At 46.1% G+C, this 19,977-nt stretch carries 17 protein-coding genes; 1 reads left to right on the forward strand and 16 read right to left on the reverse strand.

Annotated elements, in window-relative coordinates:
- Positions 1-16: 16 nt before the first annotated feature.
- The 16 genes from PBAL39_RS09240 to uvrB form a co-directional block, all read right to left on the reverse strand.
- Positions 17-2,158 carry an alpha-L-fucosidase gene (locus PBAL39_RS09240; protein ID WP_008240610.1) on the reverse strand — a complete coding sequence of 714 codons (2,142 nt, stop codon included), beginning with the start codon at positions 2,156-2,158 and terminating at the stop codon, positions 17-19.
- A 328-nt stretch (positions 2,159-2,486) separates the two neighbouring features.
- Positions 2,487-3,347, reverse strand: a complete 861-nt coding sequence (rfbA, locus tag PBAL39_RS09245; RefSeq protein ID WP_008240615.1) for a glucose-1-phosphate thymidylyltransferase RfbA — start codon at positions 3,345-3,347, stop codon at positions 2,487-2,489.
- A 33-nt stretch (positions 3,348-3,380) separates the two neighbouring features.
- On the reverse strand, positions 3,381-3,941 hold the full coding sequence (locus tag PBAL39_RS09250; RefSeq protein ID WP_008240617.1) for a DUF3109 family protein: 561 nt from the start codon (positions 3,939-3,941) through the stop codon (positions 3,381-3,383).
- 5 nt (positions 3,942-3,946) lie between these two features.
- Positions 3,947-4,723, reverse strand: a complete 777-nt coding sequence (locus PBAL39_RS09255; RefSeq protein WP_008240618.1) for a DUF3108 domain-containing protein — start codon at positions 4,721-4,723, stop codon at positions 3,947-3,949.
- Positions 4,724-4,753: 30 nt separating this feature from the next.
- On the reverse strand, positions 4,754-5,269 hold the full coding sequence (locus tag PBAL39_RS09260; RefSeq protein ID WP_008240620.1) for a DUF2480 family protein: 516 nt from the start codon (positions 5,267-5,269) through the stop codon (positions 4,754-4,756).
- Positions 5,270-5,331: 62 nt separating this feature from the next.
- A complete protein-coding gene (locus PBAL39_RS09265) occupies positions 5,332-7,428 on the reverse strand; it encodes a peptidylprolyl isomerase (protein WP_039866330.1) in 2,097 nt (698 codons plus the stop codon).
- Between the two features lie 128 nt (positions 7,429-7,556).
- Positions 7,557-8,129, reverse strand: a complete 573-nt coding sequence (locus tag PBAL39_RS09270; RefSeq protein ID WP_232282924.1) for a hypothetical protein — start codon at positions 8,127-8,129, stop codon at positions 7,557-7,559.
- Positions 8,130-8,137: 8 nt separating this feature from the next.
- Positions 8,138-9,433 (reverse strand): membrane protein, encoded by a 1,296-nt coding sequence (locus PBAL39_RS09275; RefSeq protein WP_008240626.1) that lies wholly within the window; start codon positions 9,431-9,433, stop codon positions 8,138-8,140.
- The gene (locus tag PBAL39_RS09280; protein WP_008240628.1) at positions 9,417-10,169 is read right to left on the reverse strand and encodes a type III pantothenate kinase; all 753 of its coding nucleotides are present in this window, start codon (positions 10,167-10,169) and stop codon (positions 9,417-9,419) included. The genes PBAL39_RS09275 and PBAL39_RS09280 overlap by 17 nt, the downstream gene beginning before the upstream one ends.
- 92 nt (positions 10,170-10,261) lie before the next feature.
- Positions 10,262-11,242 carry a DUF6427 family protein gene (locus PBAL39_RS09285; protein ID WP_008240630.1) on the reverse strand — a complete coding sequence of 327 codons (981 nt, stop codon included), beginning with the start codon at positions 11,240-11,242 and terminating at the stop codon, positions 10,262-10,264.
- A gap of 29 nt (positions 11,243-11,271) precedes the next feature.
- On the reverse strand, positions 11,272-12,258 hold the full coding sequence (locus PBAL39_RS09290) for a glycosyltransferase family protein (RefSeq protein ID WP_008240633.1): 987 nt from the start codon (positions 12,256-12,258) through the stop codon (positions 11,272-11,274).
- A 29-nt stretch (positions 12,259-12,287) separates the two neighbouring features.
- Entirely contained in the window at positions 12,288-13,139 is an 852-nt protein-coding gene (locus PBAL39_RS09295) for a UDP-2,3-diacylglucosamine diphosphatase (RefSeq protein ID WP_008240636.1), read from the reverse strand.
- A 532-nt stretch (positions 13,140-13,671) separates the two neighbouring features.
- Positions 13,672-16,128, reverse strand: a complete 2,457-nt coding sequence (locus PBAL39_RS09300; protein WP_008240643.1) for a YfhO family protein — start codon at positions 16,126-16,128, stop codon at positions 13,672-13,674.
- 87 nt (positions 16,129-16,215) lie between these two features.
- Positions 16,216-16,464 carry a DUF4834 family protein gene (locus PBAL39_RS09305; protein ID WP_008240644.1) on the reverse strand — a complete coding sequence of 83 codons (249 nt, stop codon included), beginning with the start codon at positions 16,462-16,464 and terminating at the stop codon, positions 16,216-16,218.
- Positions 16,465-16,558: 94 nt separating this feature from the next.
- A complete protein-coding gene (locus tag PBAL39_RS09310) occupies positions 16,559-16,759 on the reverse strand; it encodes a YwbE family protein (protein ID WP_008240645.1) in 201 nt (66 codons plus the stop codon).
- 24 nt (positions 16,760-16,783) lie between these two features.
- The gene (gene uvrB / locus PBAL39_RS09315) at positions 16,784-18,820 is read right to left on the reverse strand and encodes an excinuclease ABC subunit UvrB (RefSeq protein WP_008240646.1); all 2,037 of its coding nucleotides are present in this window, start codon (positions 18,818-18,820) and stop codon (positions 16,784-16,786) included.
- A gap of 135 nt (positions 18,821-18,955) precedes the next feature.
- Here uvrB and PBAL39_RS09320 point away from each other — a divergent pair, with 135 nt between their 5' ends.
- Positions 18,956-19,969 carry a hypothetical protein gene (locus tag PBAL39_RS09320; RefSeq protein ID WP_008240648.1) on the forward strand — a complete coding sequence of 338 codons (1,014 nt, stop codon included), beginning with the start codon at positions 18,956-18,958 and terminating at the stop codon, positions 19,967-19,969.
- The last annotated feature ends 8 nt before the right edge of the window (positions 19,970-19,977 follow it).

The following is a 19,977-nucleotide window of genomic DNA, read 5'->3' on the forward strand; positions in this document are numbered from 1 at the left end:
ATCCTTCTTCATTTTTTTATTTCTTTTTCAACTCAATACTCACATTGGACAAACCCAGCGTGGTATGTGGAGAAAGCGGCTCGTGCAGCTGCCAGCTGAAAGGATAATATTTTCCAGCGTCCATACTTACAGGCTTCAGGTCTTTGTAAAAGATCTCCTGTTTTACAGTCGTGTCGATGCCCAGCACCGTGCTTTTCTGATAACCGTTATAGTATTTGACCAACAGTTGGTTTTTGCCTTTTTTCAATTGGAGCAATACCTGGTCCTGAAGTTGTTTTACCTTAAAAGGGTTGTTATGTTCCAGAATCATCGTGCCATTAAGGGCGATCGTCACCGCATCTCCACTTGTGATTTTAACCAGATATGCCTGGTCCTTATCTGATTCAATTTCCTGCAGCAGGTATACCGCGCGCTGTTTCTCAACCGACAGTTCGTACACCTGGTTATTCTGGTAGGCAGACTTTTTCCAGCGCTGGTCGTTTGAATTTGGCCAGGGCTTGTTGATGTCAATGTTCCGTACATCCCCATGAAAGCTGCCCACTCCGGAATAGTAAGGACCAATCTGGTAGAGCTGCCCCCAGCTGATTTCCGATGTGGGATGAAGTGGTACCACTGTCCCTTCATCAAACGTCACCGCCGATACCTGTCCGGCAACCTCAACATCTATCGTTTTTCCTTTCTCCTGGGCAGAGAAATAGATCCTCGGCTGATAGGTTCCATTTTGCGTCGGCTGGAGGGTCCAGGATTCCTTGACCGTGCTCTGATAACGGGTATCATAATCAATCCCGGAGTTGCTGAAGTGTTTGAACCCATTGGCAGAAGCCAGAACCGCAGTACCTTCGCCGGGTAGCGGAAGGATGTTTGCCGGCGGTACCTGGAAGCCATTGCTGAAAGTAATGTCAATCACCTTGAACATCTTTTCGATATCAAGCCCTGGAGGGACTACTACCTCCACTCCTTTTGCGCTTTGGCTAAACCTGACTTTTTCACCCGTAGATAATACTTTTATACCTTCAATCTTTCCTGTAAGGCCTGGCAGAAAAACCGTATTGTTTTCAGGTGCCGAAAGCAAGTGCAGGTAAAGGTGATCCTTTCTGCTGGTGAGGCTTCCCCATTTGAAGGAAATATGAAAAGGATCAGGACGGACACCATAGATGGCTTCCCCGTTTTTCTTTAACCAGTCGCCAATCTGCAGGAGCACATCTTTTTCAAAAGGAACGATGGAGCCATCCCCTTTGGGGCCAATGTTGAGCAGGAAGTTTCCGCCGCGGCTCACCACACGGATCAGGCTGGTCAGCTTTTCTTTCATCTTCTCCTCTTCACTGCCACGTTCCTGCCAGGATCGATAGCTCCAGGTTTCATCAAAGAAAGAGGCCGGCGACTGCCATGGCACACCGATCACATAATCAGGCTCCTGGTTGTCACCCATCACCGTAAAATCACCCATGTCATTTCCAATGCGGCTGCCGATCATACAACCAGGTTGCAGCTGATGCACCAGCTCACGCAATTCCTTGCTTTCTGACGCACTTTGTGATCCCATATCGAACCAGAGCTCAGAGACCGGCCCATAATTCGTCAGCAGCTCTGTAACCTGCTGCTTGTTGTACTGAAAATGTTCAGGCGTGATGTAATCCGAATTGCTGCTAGAAATCGGTGAAGCCTGCGGATAATGCCAGTCGATCAATGAGAAGTATAACGCGAAACGCAGTCCCCCTTTTTTGCATGCTTCAGAAAGTTCTTTTAGGATGTCTCTTTTGTAGGGTGTGGCATCCACGACATTGAAGTCCGTCGTATTGGTCTTGAACATGCAAAACCCATCATGGTGTTTTGATGTGATCACGATAGAACGCATACCTGCACGCTTGGCCAGCATGACCACCGAATCCGCATTCCACTTTTCCGGGTCAAATTGTTTGGCTGTTTCGGCGTAGGTATCGCTGTATATCCCTGCATGCGCCTGTATCTGTTCACTCAAACCTTTGGTGACTGGTTTACCTTCCCAGACTCCTCCCAGCACAGAATAAATGCCGAAATGGATGAACATGCTGTACTTCTGCTCCTGCCAGGCTTTAAGTGCCCTGGTGTCCTGTTGTCCAAAACTCCTGCCGGAAGTCAGCAACAACAGCAACAGTAAAATTCCTTGTTTTTGTTTCATTTGTGTGTGGTTCTTGTTTAGCGTTTAACAACCGGAAAGGCTGACATTCAAATCAAGTTAGATTATCTCAATTTAAAGTTATAAAATTTGCCATTTCGTTCAGCGATTTTGGCATTACTGCCTTTCCCTAAAGAAAACCGGCAGAAGGTAGCTACTGATTATCATGCACTTGCCCTTAAAAGACGGAGTGCTCCAATCATTAACAGCTAAAGAATCATCTCCAAAGTTCCCTGCAAAGCGCATTTTCTTAAAAAACTGCAATAAAAAAGGCCTCCCTGGGGAAGCCTCGATATTTTCTTAATGAGAAGTCTTTAATAAAGACTGTAATCTATTTGATCATTTTCAGCAGGTATTCACCGTATCCGCTCTTCACCAGCGGTGTAGCGATGCTGCGCAGCTGTTCTTTATCGATAAAGCCCATCCGGTAAGCCACCTCTTCAATACAGCCGATCTTAAGCCCCTGACGTTCCTCAATCACTTGTACAAACTGGCCTGCCTGCATCAACGAGGCAAAGGTACCGGTATCCAACCATGCCGTGCCACGGCTCAACACACCCACCTTCAGTTTACCCTGTTCCAGGTAAACCTTGTTCACATCGGTAATTTCATATTCGCCACGTGGCGAAGGCGCGATATTCCTGGCGATCTCCACCACACTGTTGTCATAAAAATAAAGCCCCGGGACGGCAAAATCCGATTTCGGTGACAGCGGTTTCTCTTCAATAGAGATCGCTTTTTTATTTTCATCAAACTCCACCACACCATAGCGCTCCGGATCAGACACACGGTACGCAAACACCACCCCACCATCAGGATCAGCACTGGCCTGAAGCAGGTTGGACATCCCATCACCATAAAAGATATTGTCGCCAAGTACCAACGCTACCTTATCACTGCCAATAAAATCAGCACCGATGACAAATGCCTGGGCAAGTCCGTTTGGTTTTTCCTGCACGGCATAAGAAAATTCACAGCCCAGTGATTTACCATCGCCAAGCAGCTTCTGGAAGTTGGGAAGGTCATGCGGCGTAGAGATGATCAGGATTTCCCGGATCCCCGCCAGCATCAGTGTAGACAATGGATAGTAGATCATTGGCTTATCGTATACAGGCATCATCTGCTTGCTCATGACCAGTGTTAAAGGATGCAGACGTGTGCCACTTCCCCCGGCTAATATTATTCCTTTCAAGATATCAGTTTTTTGGTTTATGCTTTATGATTTTTATGAAGATACACTATTTTCCAGTTCAGTATACCATTCCAGGCCATACTTTCTGATCAGTGGTCCTTTCAGGAACTGGTAAACAGGAACTTTCAGCTCCCTGCCGAAGGTACAGGCATCATGGCAGATGTGCCACCTGTCGTAATTCAGCACCTCGAACTCCGGATACTGGGTGATCCGGATTGGATAAAGGTGACAGGAGATCGGTTTCTGCCAATCGATCAAACCCTGCTCATAGCCCTTTTCAATGCCACACTTGGTGATGCCATTTTCGAAGGTCACATAGGCACATTCCTTATTGCCATCCACACAGGGCGTCGTCAGGTCACCATCTGCATCCACTACAGAAGTCCCGTATTCTTCAATAGCCCTGATGCCCTTCTCTTCCAGCAGATGCTGGATCTTCGGATAAATCTCCGCGAGGATGGCTGTTTCCGCCACATCCAGCGGTGCCCCGGCATCTCCCTCTACGCAGCAAATGCCCTTACACTTATTGAGGTTGCAGACAAAGCTCTCGCTGATCAGGTCCTCATGCACAAGTGTATTCTGTACTTCTATCATCTTTTCTATTTAACTATGGCCAATGGATATTTTAATCCATCCGCCGATTTAATTTCCATGGTTACAGCACCCACCAGGATCTCTACCTGCGCCTTTACAGGCACCCTGTTGCCATCATCAGTTACCCACAAGTATAACCTGCTGTCTTTTCTGAAGATCCTCCCAGGTTTAATGGATGGGCTGAATTTTAAACATTTAATTTTGCCAAGCTTCGTCTTAATGGTTTCACGTCCCATAAACTCAATCTTCAGCTGGTTGACCTCATCACTCAGGAAGTAGTTGAGGTTTACCATATCGCCGGTCTTCAGTTTCGATACATCCAGGCTCCTGGCAAAGTAATAGGTCGATACCAGGTCGAACGTTTGTTTATTAGGGGTTTTATAAGTCCCCTTTGTGGCCACTACCTTTTGGTCATCCTGATAAAAACGCGCCTTGTCCTGACGCCTGTAACTCCCCTCCCGGATGTTTTCCTGGTAGAAGTAAGGTTTCAGGTCTTTCTGATCAATATATGAATCATAATGGTCCCGGATCTTATAGAATACGTCAAAGGTACCCGATGTATTCCCGTCTACCGACAAGCGGTAGGTCGGTTGACCATCGAACTTCAGATCAGAGCTGAGCACCTTCAGTGTTCCCTCGGCTGCGGTGATGATCCCGTACCTCAGCTTATATTGGAGCACCTCCCCAACCCGGAATACAGGGTCCTTCACAAATGGAAGCTCCTGAGTCCATCCCCTGAAACTGAGTAGTACAATCGTAATTATCAAAAATGATCTTTTCATATCAGGGTTTAATCAAAAAGCAATCCAAAATTAGTCTTTCCGCTTATAGATGGGGACGGTAGAACAGGGTTCCCCATACATAATGCTCTTCACCACCGGCGTCAGAAGCGCCGTAATCTCCACATATGCCGACACCGGCACATCGATGTCCGCACAGCCTTTGATCACCACACGTTCACCTTCAAAAGCACCCAGGTCGACCTTCGCCAGTGCCTTTGCAAACAGCACGGATTCCAGTGTTTCCAGGTTACCAAATACCACTTCGTTGGCATAAGGTTTCATCCTGTTTGCCAGTAACATATACGCCCAGGTAGGGACAATGGCATCTGCGCTGCAGATCACTGCAATATTTTTACCTGTGTATGCAGTCCAGTCGTGAGTTTTAATAAACTCTCTAAAATCCTTTTCCTTCAGCATCAACCCATGAAAGAGGTTGTCTTTAATATCATAAACTACCCTTTCACCTGTATGATAATAATCCTCCAGGTTAAAAGTGATCAGGCCACTATTGGCCACCTTATTGACGAAATTTTCCTGAATATCCATTTTCCTAAATAAAAAAACCGGAAGCAAAAATGCTTCCGGTCACAAAATTACGTAAAATAAGATTAATAGAATTTCACCCTATTGTCTTTTATATCAGCTTTATCCTGTAAAGCCTGGAATGCGGAGCCCAGCGTACGTTGACCTGAAGCCTGCATCATTGCTTCTTTTTGTTTGTAAGTATTTGCCAATGGAGCAGGATTACTGAATCCGTCCACGACGAACACATAGACACCTTGTTGTCCGTCTACCGGTTTCGAAAGTTTACCTTTTGCAGATCCGAAGATGGCACCTACCAGTTTATTTTCCTGTGCAGCACCCGGGATAATTGGGTTAGCAAAAACGATGTTCGGAACTGAAGTCGCCGGTTTACCCAATTTCTGGGCAACCTGATCAATCGTTGAAGCACCCTGAAGGGCCTTGTTGATTTTCTCAGTCAGCTGTTTTGCTTTCACTGCATTGATCACCATCGGAGTGATGTCTTTTTTCACATCCTCAAGAGATAACAATCCTTTTGCTTTAACAGCGGTCACACGGGCAATCACAAAAGCGTTGTCCATCGCATAGATTTCTTTCAGCACATCACCTTTATCAGCAGCATAAGCATCTTTGATCAGCTTACGTGGGTTGGCAAGACCTGGAGCAAATCCTTGTGTTGGCGTAATTTTATCAGCAACACCAACAGTATATCCCAACTTCTGAGCAAGCTCGGCGAAGTTATTGTCTTTCACTTCAGCAAGGAAGTTGCTTGCCTTTTTGTAGGCAGCATCTTTGGTTTTGTTACTTGGTGCCAGGCTTTTCTCGATATAGGCCAGTTTCACTACTTTCGAAGAACCTACTTGTTTCTCGATTTTGATCAGGTGCACACCAAATTGAGAAGTCACGACCTTAAGGTCACCTGCTTTACCATTGAAAGCTGCGTTCTCAAATTCAGCAACCATCTGTCCGCGGCTGAAGGTACCCAGCTCGCCGCCTTTATCTTTGGAACCATCCACACTGTATTGTGCAGCAAGTGTTGCGAAGTTCGCTCCGTTCTGTACCAGTGTTTTCAGGGAGTCAGCAAGTTTTGTGGCCTTATCAACACCGCCAAGTTTGGCCGCATCAATCAGGATATGGCTTGCTTTTACAGAATCCGGAGAAAAACGGGTATCTGCAACTTTAACCAGTTTGTAAGAATTGCCAGAAAGCACAGGTCCGTAGTAACTTCCTGCAGGCAGGTTAAATACTGCTGAATCTACTGCAGGATCAAGTTTACCTTTGGTCACGTAAGTATAAGGAACTTTCACATCAGAGTTAAGCGCTGCAAAAAGAGAATCACTAGGCGCTGCCTTGAAGTCAGCAGCCAGTTTCTCTACCTGCGCTTTAATTGCTGCAGAATCTGCCGCTGTAGGGCTGATGTTGAAAGAAACATATTCGAAAGAACGTGTTTCTGTAGGATTGTTAAAACGTTGTTTGTTCTCGTTATAGAAGTCAGAGAAGTCGCTCTCTGTAGGTTTTACGTTTGCATCAGGGATAGAAGTATAATCCAGACCCACATACCTGAAGTTAGCCAGTTTATTGCGGTTCTGGTATTCATCGTTTGCTTCCAGTGTAGTCACATATACAGAACTACGGATCAGGTTAGCATATTTCTGTTGTAAAGCCTGTTTTTCGATCTCTGTCTGCAACAGGTCCCACTGTTGTTTCAGCTGAGGATTTTTAGATTGTTGTTTCAGGGAGTTCAAGACTTCTGCACGGTTCACCTCACCAGTCTGAGGATTACCAAAGTACTGTACGATCAGCGGGCTTGGGTTTTTACCTTGCAATAAGTCAAACAACTCATCACCAGAAACATTAAGACCAAGACGGCTGTATTCCTTACCTAAAAGCACATTGGCCACTTCGCCATTCCAAACCTGGTCTACCGCCATTGCGCTCATCTGCTCATTGCCGGAACCACCATATTGCTGTTTGAATTGAGCCAGGCTTTGCTCTACTTTAGGACCAAACTCGTCAATGTTGATGTCTTCACCATCGATAGATCCTACAACCTTTTGAGATTCAGCCCAAAAAGGCTTACCTACGTTAATTGCATCACCAACTAAAAATGCAACAATTGCAAAACCGATGGCACCGATTAAAATGTAACCTGCGCGATTCCGCAAAAATGTCATTAATCCCATAATATTCTTATTTATAAATCTTTTTTAAGAGGGCGCAAGATACAACTTTTGCTAAAAAAAGAAAACATTAAATTGTTTTTGAATAAGTGTTTAAAAATTAAGGAAATATGCCCTCTGACATTCCTTGATTATTCCCCGAAATTCTGGTCTACAAAAGTCTGTCCGTAGGCCTGCTCAAACTTGAAATTACTGAAGTCCTGGGTGGCAATAAAGTTAACCGCATTGATGACGGTACCGTCCGGTTTGGTGATCACTCCTTTTGGAGAGAGAAAAAGCTGTTTGTTCTGATCCCAGGTGAGCTCCTCCGTATTGAAGACCAGCGTAGGATCGACTACCACCACATTCCGTTTGAAGATGGTCAGTTTTTCCAGTTCACGTTGAATGGCGTAATCAGAGGTAATGGAACCCTTTATTTTCATGAATTCGTCCAGGAAGTTGATCTTTACCCCCTTAGGCATCTCTGAATAGGTACCCCCATTGGTCATGGTGATCTTGTCGAGCACCGGGGCATTCCCTTTTGCTTTTACCCTTGCAGAGTCACTATAGATGATCTCCACACCCAGGGTACGATCCCTGTTCAGCACCAGGTCTTTTTTAGACAATGGGGATGCCTTTTTCAGGTCATCCTCCCCACAGGAGCTGATCAAAAGCTGCAACATGCATAGCACTGCAATACCCGATATCAGTCTCCGTGATTTCATCTGCAATATTAGTTGATTCTATATCTTCTGAACCAGGTATCATTCAGGGTGAAGCCCAGGTGAATGTTGACAAAGTTCTCCTTAATGAGGTTGTTGGTCAGCGTTCCACGTTGGCCAACCTCGGCAGTAAGGTTAATTTTATAAACAGAGTTCATTGTAGAAGCCATTGGTAAGCCCAGACCAAAAGTAATTGCTTTCTGGTTGATGTTGTGGTTGTTCAGTTTGATGTAAGTCTTGTCGTAAGTATAACCGATGCGATAGTCCACACGCTGGAAATAACTGTTCACAGAGCTGAAGTCAGGAGTGATCTGTGCACCCACAGAGTAACCCCAGCTATCCTGAAGGCCCTGATTTGCACCTGCGATGGTCAGCTTCGACCAGTTGCCTGTTCTGTAGTCAGCACCAATCAGCCAGGCGTTGTCTTTCTGAATGGTAAAACCAAAGTTATGGATCAACGGCAATTTAAGGTCCGTATCCGAATTTTCAATCAGGTCAATTGTTTCTGAGGCTGCATTTTCATCACCATTGGAATCCCTGCTGTACTGCGTAGCTACGAAGGTTCTTTTGGAATTAATGGTAGATGGAGAAGAGCCTGAGTATCCCAGGGTAATGCTTTTCTTGGAGCTCAGTACAATGTCATATTGTGCACCATAGGAGAAGGCCACACCACCTACGCTATTTTTATCTTGAATTTTAGTGTTTCCTGCGGTATAAAGCGGGTCCAACAGCTCCGAAGAGCGGTTTTCAATCAGGTTACCAAACACATACTCAATATTGGCACCCACCCTGAAGTGATCAAACAGTTGCTGACCAAAACCGAAATAGGCTTTAGTCAAACCGCCTTCACCAGAGTAAAGGCTACGGCTACTCATGGTATCCACAGTGCTGCTTTGTGAGTATTCATAACCAACCTGGGTATAAGGCATTAAGCCGAAGCTCATCCCTGATTTACCACGTACAATCGGGAAAGCCAGTGCGATGTGACCTAAGGAAGCATTGAAGCTGGATTCTTTCTTTGTACCATCATCAAGCGTTGAAAAACCACCACTCAGTCCGGTCTCAAGTGTAGTCAGCGTAACCCCGGTATAAGATGAAGGGTTTTGCATATTGATGTTACTGTAACCACTTGGTTTATACACCCCGGTAGAGATCCCACCCATGGCGCGAAACTGAGGAAGCACCAGTCCTTTAACATTTCCCAGTCCATATTTAGAATACGGAGATTGTGTCGTAACCTGTGCACGAACACTCATGCCGGTCAGCAATACCAGGATTGCAGCTATATAATTAATTTTTTTGAACATATTCAAATACAATGACTTCATTTAATCCCTTTAGTACCAGGTACGGATCGTAAATAATTTGAGGCACGAAGATGCTGTTTTTTAATTGATCCAACAAAAATTCCCCGTTTCCACCTGTTAATAATACCGTAAGGTTACTATTTTCTTTATTTTCCCGGGCAATAAACCCTTCAACTTCATTCATTACCCCGGCCAGCACACCATGTTGAATGGCGGTATGTGTATCCCTTCCTTCGGGAATTTCGGCCGTTCTGTCCCAGGTTACCACCGGCAATCTTCCGGTATAATGGTGCAATGCCTGAAAGCGCATATCTATCCCAAGGCTGATACTCCCCCCGTTATATACGCTATCGCTGCTGAGCAGATCGTAGGTGATGCAGGTGCCCGCATCAATGACAAAACAGTTTTTTCCGTTATAGTAATGATGTGCAGCAATCATCTTCGCCCAGCGGTCCAGCCCGAGCGTATCCTGGCTATTATAATTACTCTGGATACCAGTATTCACCTTAGTAGAAAAAGGAACATAACTGGTGTTTGTTTTCAGCGTATCGATGACTTCTTCCAGCTCCGCACTCACGCTGGAGATACTGGAACAGTCCACCTGATACTCCCTGACCAGCTCCAGCACCATTTCCGGTGTCAGCGCTTTCATCACCTGGAAATGAAGCATGCTGCGGTCATTAAAAATGGCCGCTTTACTATTCGTATTTCCAATATCGATGACGAGATTATGCATTCAGGATGTTCAGAATGGACTTAAAGACAAACTTCATGGCACAAAGCTATTAATCTTTAGCAAAGAATACGGGCTCAAACTGTTAAAAAAAGTTAAACAAACAAAAAGTATTGTATGGCAAAAACGAGAATCAGGAACAGACTTTCGTAAAACCATCGCTTTTTAGCGTTCGAAAAATAATAAGCCAGCAGTACTGCTCCGGGAGGAACACACAACATAAAATGGTAAAGCCTGAAGTCCGGCTTCGTATAAAAGCTGACAATGGCAATCAGAAACATGAAAAACAACATCTGGAAGGCTTTTCTGGTACTGATGAAACTGCGGAAGAAGTTCTCACGCAACTGCAGGATGGCCAGCACCATCATGACAGACACCGGAACCAACACCAGGTAATCATTGTAATTGATTTTGAACACCGACGGAAACTTATTGGCCAGGGGTAAAAAGATCTTATAAAACAACCCTATACTGTCATTCCAGTAATAAAAAACCCAGACGAAGAAAAAGATGGTGATGAAGCCGATCAGCCCCGCAGCCCATTCTCCGGGATTGAATGAACGGTACAGGAGCAATGTCAGCCAGATCAGAACGAGCATCACAATAAAAGGGAAATAGATGAGCGTACCGAGTGCAATGATCATCCCAACATCAAACATGATCATCATGACATTACCCGATTTACCCACCCTCAGAAACTTATCCATCATCCAGATCAGCAAGAAGTTACAGATCAAGGGGGGACTAAGGATCAGAAAGGGCATGAACAGGCTTGCGGAGGTGACATACAACAGTGCTGGAAGAAATCCGGGCTTATTTAACAGGCCGTGGTTGTTGACCACCCTATTGAACAATACCGCCTGTACAAATACGAGGATGGCGGCCATCAGCGCATTGCCCGTAGGAGAAAAAAAATCCTGTAATGGTACATGCAGGAAAAACTTGGCATAAGGTTCAAGAAACTCAAAGTTCAGCTGCGCTGGTGTATCAGCAAATATCGCCATCCGCATAAAGAAAGTGTATGCGAACAACAGGAGCAGGTTTATGGGATTTAAATTTCTGAATTGATTGATCATGCCTGAATATTAAGGCAAAGTAAAGCAAATTATCTGGCAAAGTCCTTTACTACTTTATCAATTACAGCAGCGGTTTCATCAGGAAAATGAAATTGATGTTCCTGTGGGCGGTCTACCCATTGACGGATGACAGGCAGCCAGTTTCTGTTACTGCCCCAAAGCACCGGCAGGCCAAATTGCTTCAGCGCGAAAGCATTACACTGCTGCTCATATTGAAACCTCATGGGCGCGACGAGCAGCTTTTTGCCGAGGAACAACGCTTCTGAAGGCCCCTCAAAACCTCCTCCTGTCAGCAGTCCTTCACAGGACGCCAGGCTTCTGTTGAAGCCCTCGTTATGCACAGGACTGACCTTCACATTGGCTTCTGTATAACTTTGCGTGGTATGCTTGGAAAACACCTCCCACTGAACATTTGGAATCTGCCGCAATATCGGCACCAAAAACTTGTCGTCAATAGCCGGCAGGTATACGGTATAATGGCCCAGGTTGCTGACCACCATATTCCTGATCTCTGCGCGGATTACAGGTGTATAGATAAAATCGTCATAACGGTCAAAATGAAAACCCACATAATGTGTTGCCGGGGCATAATACTTCATCACCAACTGTGCCCAGTCGATACTTTTAGGCTTTGGCACCTTTGGCGACTGGAACGAGGCCTGGTGACTAAGCCCTACACTGGTCACGCCCTGCCTCTTACAGGCCCAGGCGGTAACAGGCTCAAAATCATTCAGGATGAGGTCATATTCCTTCAGGGGAATGCTGCGCATGTCCTTAAAAAAACGGGGCAAGTTCATCGACTTCCAGGTCTCATAATGGTTGACACCCCCTTTTTTACCGAAGATGAAGCTAAAGCCATGCAACTGATAACGAACCTCCTGGGTCAAGCTGACGTCAGCCTGGGTTCCGCTGATCAGCAGATCGACATCACCATGGTGCTGGAGCAGGGGTACAATCTCTCTGGCCCTGCTGATGTGCCCATTGCCTGTACCCTGAATCGCATATAATATCTTCATCCGCTCCGAATATCCGTATTTTTTCGTCTTTAGACAATCTCTAATTTAATCTTTTGGAGCAGCGTATTGATATCCAGCTTGCTGTGAAGATCTTCACTATCAGAAAGATCCCCTTCTTCAAGCTCATCCTTCTGGAAATCCTTATGGTCATAGCGGAAAACAGACCATGCCTGATCATGATACTCAAGCGCAGTAAGATTCTCCACCCAGTCGCCACTATTCAGGTAAACGACGCTACCCGCCTCAGTAGTAATGGTTCTCATTTCCGGCTGATGGATATGGCCGCATACCACATACTGGTATCCCTTTTCTACCGCTAGCTCTGCCGCAGTGTTCTCAAAGCTGTTGATGAACTTAACGGCATCCTTAAAGGCTGCTTTGATTTTTTTGGAAAAGCTCATTTTCTCCCGGCCAAATAGGTTCAGGCACCAGTTTACCATGCTGTTGATGAGGATCAGCGAGTCATAACCCACTGCCCCGAGCTTGGCCAGCCACTTAGAATGCTGCATGGTGACATCAAACACGTCTCCATGAAAAAACCAGGCCTTTTTGCCGTCCAGTTCCAGCACCAGCTTGTTCTGAAGGTGAAAAGCCCCCATATGCATGTCTGCAAACTTACGCAGCATCTCATCGTGATTGCCGGTAAGATAATATACAGGCACTCCTTCCACTACAAATTTCATCAGCTTACGGACTACTTTCATGTGGGTTTCCGGCCAATACCTTTTGCTGAACTGCCAGATATCAATCACATCGCCATTGAGGATCAGCATTTTCGGCTTGATGCTCTTCAGATATTTCAACAACTCTTTAGCATGACATCCATAGGTTCCAAGGTGAACATCGGAAATCACTGCAATATCTACTTCTCTTTTAGACATCATCTTCCTCCACAGTAAGTTCATAGTTGCTGAAGAAAAACGCGACGGCAAGAACGAACAATATGATTAGAAACAACTCCAGCATAGGGATATTAGTTTATAAACACAAAGATTCAATTCACAGATTAATAAGCCGTTAAGGAATCATTACGTTTACACAGAAGAAGTATGATCACCTTTCTTATACCAGACAGGTATCTCCTTTTGTAACGGTTTTGCACATAAGCCTACCATAGCCATGGTTTAGCCGTCCCTTAGCCGTAAAAAAGCAAATTTGGACGGCTAAGGGACGGCTAAAGGACGCCTGAAGGACGGCTATGACCAAAAGCTAGCACGGAGTTGCCATAGCGCCGATAGCAAGGGTCTTAAAGAAAAGTACGGCTTTTTCACAACTTCTTTCTGGAATGCAGGCTAAAAAAAAACAGGACGCAATGATCGTCCTGTTTTCTAAGATTTATAGGATATAATCATCATCAACAGATGCTGCGATGATATGATGTTAAAACACGCTGATTTCCAAATAGAGATCAGCTTATGCCTTTTTCTTTTTATTCTCCGTCCAGAAGGCAAAGCCAAGACCGGCCACCAGTAAGATAGAACCCGCCAGTGAGATATTTTCCCCCATATAGTAAGATACCGGTTCAAACTTAAAATCTACTTTGTGGTTACCCGCAGGGAGCTGAGCAGCACGAAGTACATAATCTGCCCTGAAATAAGGTTCCTTTTTGCCGTCCACATACATGTTCCATCCCTTATCATAATAGATTTCAGAGAATACTGCTATGATGGCACGTGGCGCACTGTAGGAGTAGCTCAGGGAATCCGGATGGTATTTATCCAGCTGTATCGAAGCGCTAGGATCAGCACCTGAATTCTTGGTATCAATCAGGTCCTTATATTTAATGTCCACAATGGCTTCTTTTTTAGGATCGAAGCTGTTAATGGCTTTCATCTCTTCATCTGCATCTTTTGCAAACTGGATGTTCTGAACGATCCATGCATGTCCGGCCGCAGTTGCATTACGCTGCATTTTGTAGGAGCCATTACTTCTGTCCTGCGTGATGATGTATTTCGTATTGAGCATGTCCAGCACATCCTGGTTGATGCTGGTGCTGAATTGTTTATCGATCAGCTCCTGGTAGCGCTTCAGCTTAGCCGCGTGGTACCCACCAATCGTTTTGTGGAACTGGGAGGTACTGGCATCAGAGAAAGTGGAGATGGTTGCATCGAACACCCTGAAATCAGGATCTTTATCAGCCATGATAAAAGTATCTACATCACGAGGCTGGAAGTGATTGTTCAGGTCGCTTTTATTGGCAAAGTTATCATTGTTCAGATACCTGCGGTCTACCTGCCACATGTCAATCAGGACAGCAAGACCTAGCAGGATCATAAATGCCTGTGCAGCAATTTTTTTATTGATGAATGCCCAAAGTAAGGCAAAACCGATAGCTACAAACAGCAGGGAGCGTAAAGCATCTTCTCTCGCCAGGGCCGCACGGTCTCTAATCAGCGCATCTACAATGGTTTGTGCCAGACCACGGTTGTTCTGCAGGCCTTGAGTCAGGCCGTCGAGCAATTGCTGGTTGGAAGAGTTGGTGAAGCTGAAAAATGCAGTAGGCATCAGGGCAACCACTAGCGCCAGACCACCCGTAATGCCCCCGGCCCATTTCAGCCTTTTCATCAGAAATTTCTGGTCAAGCTGTCCATCCTGTACTTCCTTGATGGCGATGAAGGCCAGGATCGGCACCATCAGTCCCACCATAGCAAGGATAGACTCTACGGCCCTGAACTTATTGTACATCGGGAAGTAGTTGAAGAACAGATCGGAAATCAGCGGGAAGTTTTTACCAAACGACAAGAGCATAAATAGAACAGTAACACTCAGGATCCACCATTTTACGCGGCTGCGCACGATGAACAGACCAAAAACAAACAGGAAACATACGATGGCACCGAAGTAATAAGGGCCCGAAGTAACCGCTTTTTCGCCCCAGTATACCGGCATCTGCTGCGCAAGGCCAAGGGCCTGCTGAGGGCCAAACATGCTTTCCGTAGTTTTATATACATTGGACTTATCGTCCAGTCTCGTACCGCTGCTGCCACCATACAGGTCGGGGATCAGGAAAGTAAAACTCTCCCCCACACCCTGGCTCCAGCCATAAGCATATTCTTTGGAAAGACCATTTTGTTCTTCTTCACTGTCTGTGGTGAGGTTAGAATTACCACGGTTGGATTCTTTACCATACTCATAAGTAGTCCACAATTTACCGGCATTCACCATGAAAGAAAGGCACATGGCAACCGCCAGGAAGGCGATGGCCTTACCAAATGAAGCCAGACGTTTTTCTTTCACCGCATGATAAACCTCAATACCGATGAAGATCAGGAGCGCGATCATCAGGTAATAGGTCATCTGTATGTGGTTGGCCCTGATTTCCAGGGCCAGGAATAACGCTGTCAGGCTGCCTCCAAGCCAGTATCTACCACGAAGGGTAAGGATCACACCGGCAATAATTGGCGCACAAAAGGCAATGGCCAGTGCTTTATTGCTATGGCCTGCAGCAATGATGATAAAATTATAGGAAGTAAAAGCAAAGGCGATGGCTCCCGCAGCAGCCAGCCATGGATTGATCCTGAGCACACAGAACAGCAGATAGGCACCCAGCAGGTAAAGCATTACCGCATCTACAGGATCAGGAAATATTGCTTTTATGGCCGAGATCACATAAGTAGCCCCATTGTACGGGTGCTGTACCCAGATCTGGTAAGCGGGCATGCCACCGAACATTTGATTCGTCCAAAGAGGGCCTTTGCCATCTTTAGCCTTATAGTCCATAATTTCTTTTGCTGTAGCCTTTGCCTGGATGACATCACTTTGTGCGGGCGCTTTTCCCTGTAATACAGGACTGAAATAGACAAAACAGATGATTACAAAAAATCCAATAATGGCCAGATGTATGCCATTCGCTTTTAACCAATTATTCATTAAGGGTTGTTTAAGATTAAACTAACCCCAAAAATATAAAATTGATACAGATTAGGAAGGAAATTTATTGATAAGAATAAAGAGGGCTTATTTCAGCTCCTCATAATCGACGAAATCGCCCAGCTTATCGGTCCGTCCGCCCTTGGCACGCGGTGGAACATAGTCGATAGAGATGTCCCCTTCAGACCTTCTTTGCTGCCCCCGCGACTGGTTTTCTGCCTGTTGCTGGACTTTGCTAAACAAATTTCTCAACACCAGCGGAAACACCAGACGGAAGATGATCCGCAAGATGTAAAGAACCAGAATGGTGATAAAAAGATATTTAAAAATAATCATTTCTTAATATTAACGTTTTACAAATATAGACGAAGATGGCATTTCTTTATTACAAATGCCATCTCATTATTGCAATTGCATTACAATGCAGGGCTTAGTCCTCTTCTATTATTTCTGCCACACGGCCTACCTGTCCGTCTTCCAGGCGCACTTTGATCCCCCGTGAATGGTAAGGCGCTGATGTCAGCAACCGGTCTACGATCCCCCTCGTCAATGCCCCGCTGCGCTGGTCTTTTTTCAATATAATATCCACCTCTAACCCCGGGTAGATGTCTTTTCTGTTTTTACCGTCCATAATTATAAAATACTTAGCCGCAGCTTACTTACTAAATCGTTCCTCAAACACTTTTTCCATGGCAAACATCTCGTCACGCAACCGCGCGGCCAGCAAAAAGTCCATTTCCTTGGCGGCTTTGGCCATTTCCTTTTTTGTCTTGTCGATGGATTTCTGCATTTCTCCCTTGTTCATGTACTGCACGATAGGATCTGCAGCCATGCTGACTTCGTCTACTTCCACATAGGCTTTTGCACGTGTCGCATTCCCTGAAAAGTCCAGTACCGATGTCTGCTCCAGAATTGCCTCCCTGCTTTTGCCCACTGTTTTTGGAACAATACCGTGTTCCAGGTTGTACGCAACCTGCTTTTCACGACGCCTGTTGGTTTCACTGATGGTGCGCTCCATAGATTCGGTGATGTTATCCGCATACATGATGACACGGCCCCTGTCATTACGTGCAGCACGTCCGATGGTCTGGATCAGGGCGCGGTCAGAACGCAGGAACCCTTCCTTATCTGCATCCAGGATGGCCACTAAGGATACTTCGGGAAGGTCAAGCCCCTCCCGCAGCAGGTTGATGCCGATGAGCACATCAAACTCACCAAGCCTCAGCCCCCGCAGGATCTCCACGCGCTCCAGTGTTTTTACCTCGGAGTGGATATAGCGACATTTGATGTTGAGTCGGTCCATATATTTGGTGAGCTCCTCCGCCATCCTTTTGGTCAGCGTGGTCACCAGGATGCGGTCGCCCATCTTGATGGTCTTATCAATTTCCTCCAGCAGGTCATCCACCTGGTTGATGGCGGGTTTCACCTCAATCACAGGGTCCAGAAGCCCCGTAGGGCGGATCACCTGTTCAATTACGATACCTTCCGACTTGTGCAGTTCATAATCTGCAGGCGTCGCACTTACATAGATGGTCTGTGGGGCAAGGCCCTCAAACTCATCAAAGTTCAACGGCCTGTTGTCGAGGGCCGAAGGCAGGCGGAAGCCATACTCTACCAGCGACATCTTCCGGGACCTGTCGCCACCATACATGGCACGGATTTGTGGTACCGTCACATGGCTTTCATCGATGACCATCAGGTAGTCATCAGGAAAATAATCAAGCAGGCAGAAAGGACGCATCCCCGGCGAACGGCCGTCGAAGAACCTCGAGTAGTTTTCAATTCCTGAGCAATACCCCAGCTCCTTCATCATTTCGATATCAAAGTTGACCCGCTCTTCCAGCCTTTTGGCTTCCAGCAAGTGTTTGTCTCCAAGCAACTGATTTTTACGGACCTCCAGCTCTTCCTGTATCCCCCAGATGGAGGAACTGAACCTATCTTTGGGGGTAACAAACAAATTGGCCGGGTAAATGGCCATATCTTCCATTTTGTCCAGTGTTTTTCCAGTCACGGGGTCAATCAGGCTCAACTCTTCGATGTCATCACCAAAGAAGGATACCCGGTAAGCATTGTCGAGATAGGCAGGGAAGATATCTACCGTATCCCCTTTCACACGAAAGGTACCTCGCTTAAACTCCGTGGTGGTACGCGCATAGAGGATCTCCACCAGGCTATGCAGAAAGGAATTCCTCGAAATCCGAGTGCCCACCGCAAATCGGAAGACCGACCTGGAGAAATCTTCGGGATTCCCCATACCATAAATACAGGAGATGGACGAAACCACGATCACATCCCGTCTGCCCGACATCAATGCCGATGTGGTGCGCAGCCTGAGCTTTTCAATTTCTTCATTGATGCTCAGATCTTTTTCAATATAGGTATTGGTGCTGGGCATGAAGGCCTCAGGCTGATAATAATCATAATAAGACACAAAGTAGTTCACTGCATTCTCGGGAAAGAACTGTTTGAACTCCCCGTACAACTGTGCAGCAAGTGTCTTGTTGTGGCTAAGGATGAGTGTCGGTTTCTGGGTTTCCTGGATCACGTTGGCCACCGTAAAGGTTTTCCCCGAGCCGGTTACCCCCAGCAGCGTCTGGTAATGCTCATTGCTGTTGACCCCATCCACCAGTTGCCTGATGGCATTTGGCTGGTCGCCGGTAGGTTTATAGTCTGAAACGAGTTGAAATTTCATGAATAGCTATGTTCTTGAGTTGAAAGATGCGCAACCATCAAAGATACGAATTAATAAATCGTCATGAAAGGCAGCATCTCTTAAAACACCTGCGCCTGCAGATTGTTATTCAATAATTTATGTTAATTTTAGATCATGAGCATTTTGATATATGTCCCAATACTCAGTCCCAGGATCAGGTACATCTTCAGCTTTATTTTAAAGGATCTTTTGAAAACAGAGTTTGAGTTTACCCAGAACCTGCAGGAGTTCGCTGAAGCGGACAGGCCAAAGTTTAGCTATGCCAGTCAGCCCGTTGCCGGGGCACTCTTTTTCAGGAGCAACGGACTATTAACAGAAAACAACATCATCAGGCAGGAGATCAGGGTAACGACCTTCGGCGACCAGAAGGTGCCGTTCAAGGTTTCGGGAGGGTTCCTTCCCTTCGACCTCTTTGCGGCATCGTTCTATTTCATCAGCCGTTATGAGGAGTACCTCTATCAGCCTCCCTCCTCCAGTCCGGACTTCCCTGCCGAGCTGAGCCTGCAGTACAAACTCGGTCTGCTCCAGCTCCCAGTGATCGATGGCTGGGCAATGATTCTCAAGAACATCCTGTCCAAACATTTTCCTTCCCTGCGGTTTGGAAAGAAAGACTTCACCTTCATGCCTACCTACGTGCGTGGCATGGATGATGACGGGCACACCAACAGGTTCCGCAAAGCCTTACTGCGTTTCAGTGAGGTGATTAAAGGTAAATACCTGAAGATCACACCGCAAAACAAACTGGAAAAAGTCAACAAACTGGTGTATGAAATGAATAAAAACGGACGCGTGGAAAACATCAGGCCCCAGGAAAACCTGAACATCCCCCGGAGTTACCTGAAGCTCATCAAACATCATGTAGACCAGGACTTCAGCATGTATTACTCCGGCAGCCCGGGTTTCCGCGCCGGCACCTGCAGCACCTTTTACTGGTACGATCTTCAGATTGAAAAACAAACCGCCCTGCAGGTACACCCTGTAGCGGTGACCGACATTGCACTGCTGTCGACACGAAAGTCCAGGGACCTGATCCAGGAGCTCAACGAAATTATGGATCATGTAAAACTGGTCAACGGCAGCTTCTTCAGCCTGTGGCACTATACCTCTGTTCCCGATCCTTCACCTTAAAACCCTAC

Origin of the sequence: Pedobacter sp. BAL39 (assembly GCF_000170795.1) — a bacterium.
In the GTDB taxonomy this organism is placed as follows: domain Bacteria; phylum Bacteroidota; class Bacteroidia; order Sphingobacteriales; family Sphingobacteriaceae; genus Pedobacter.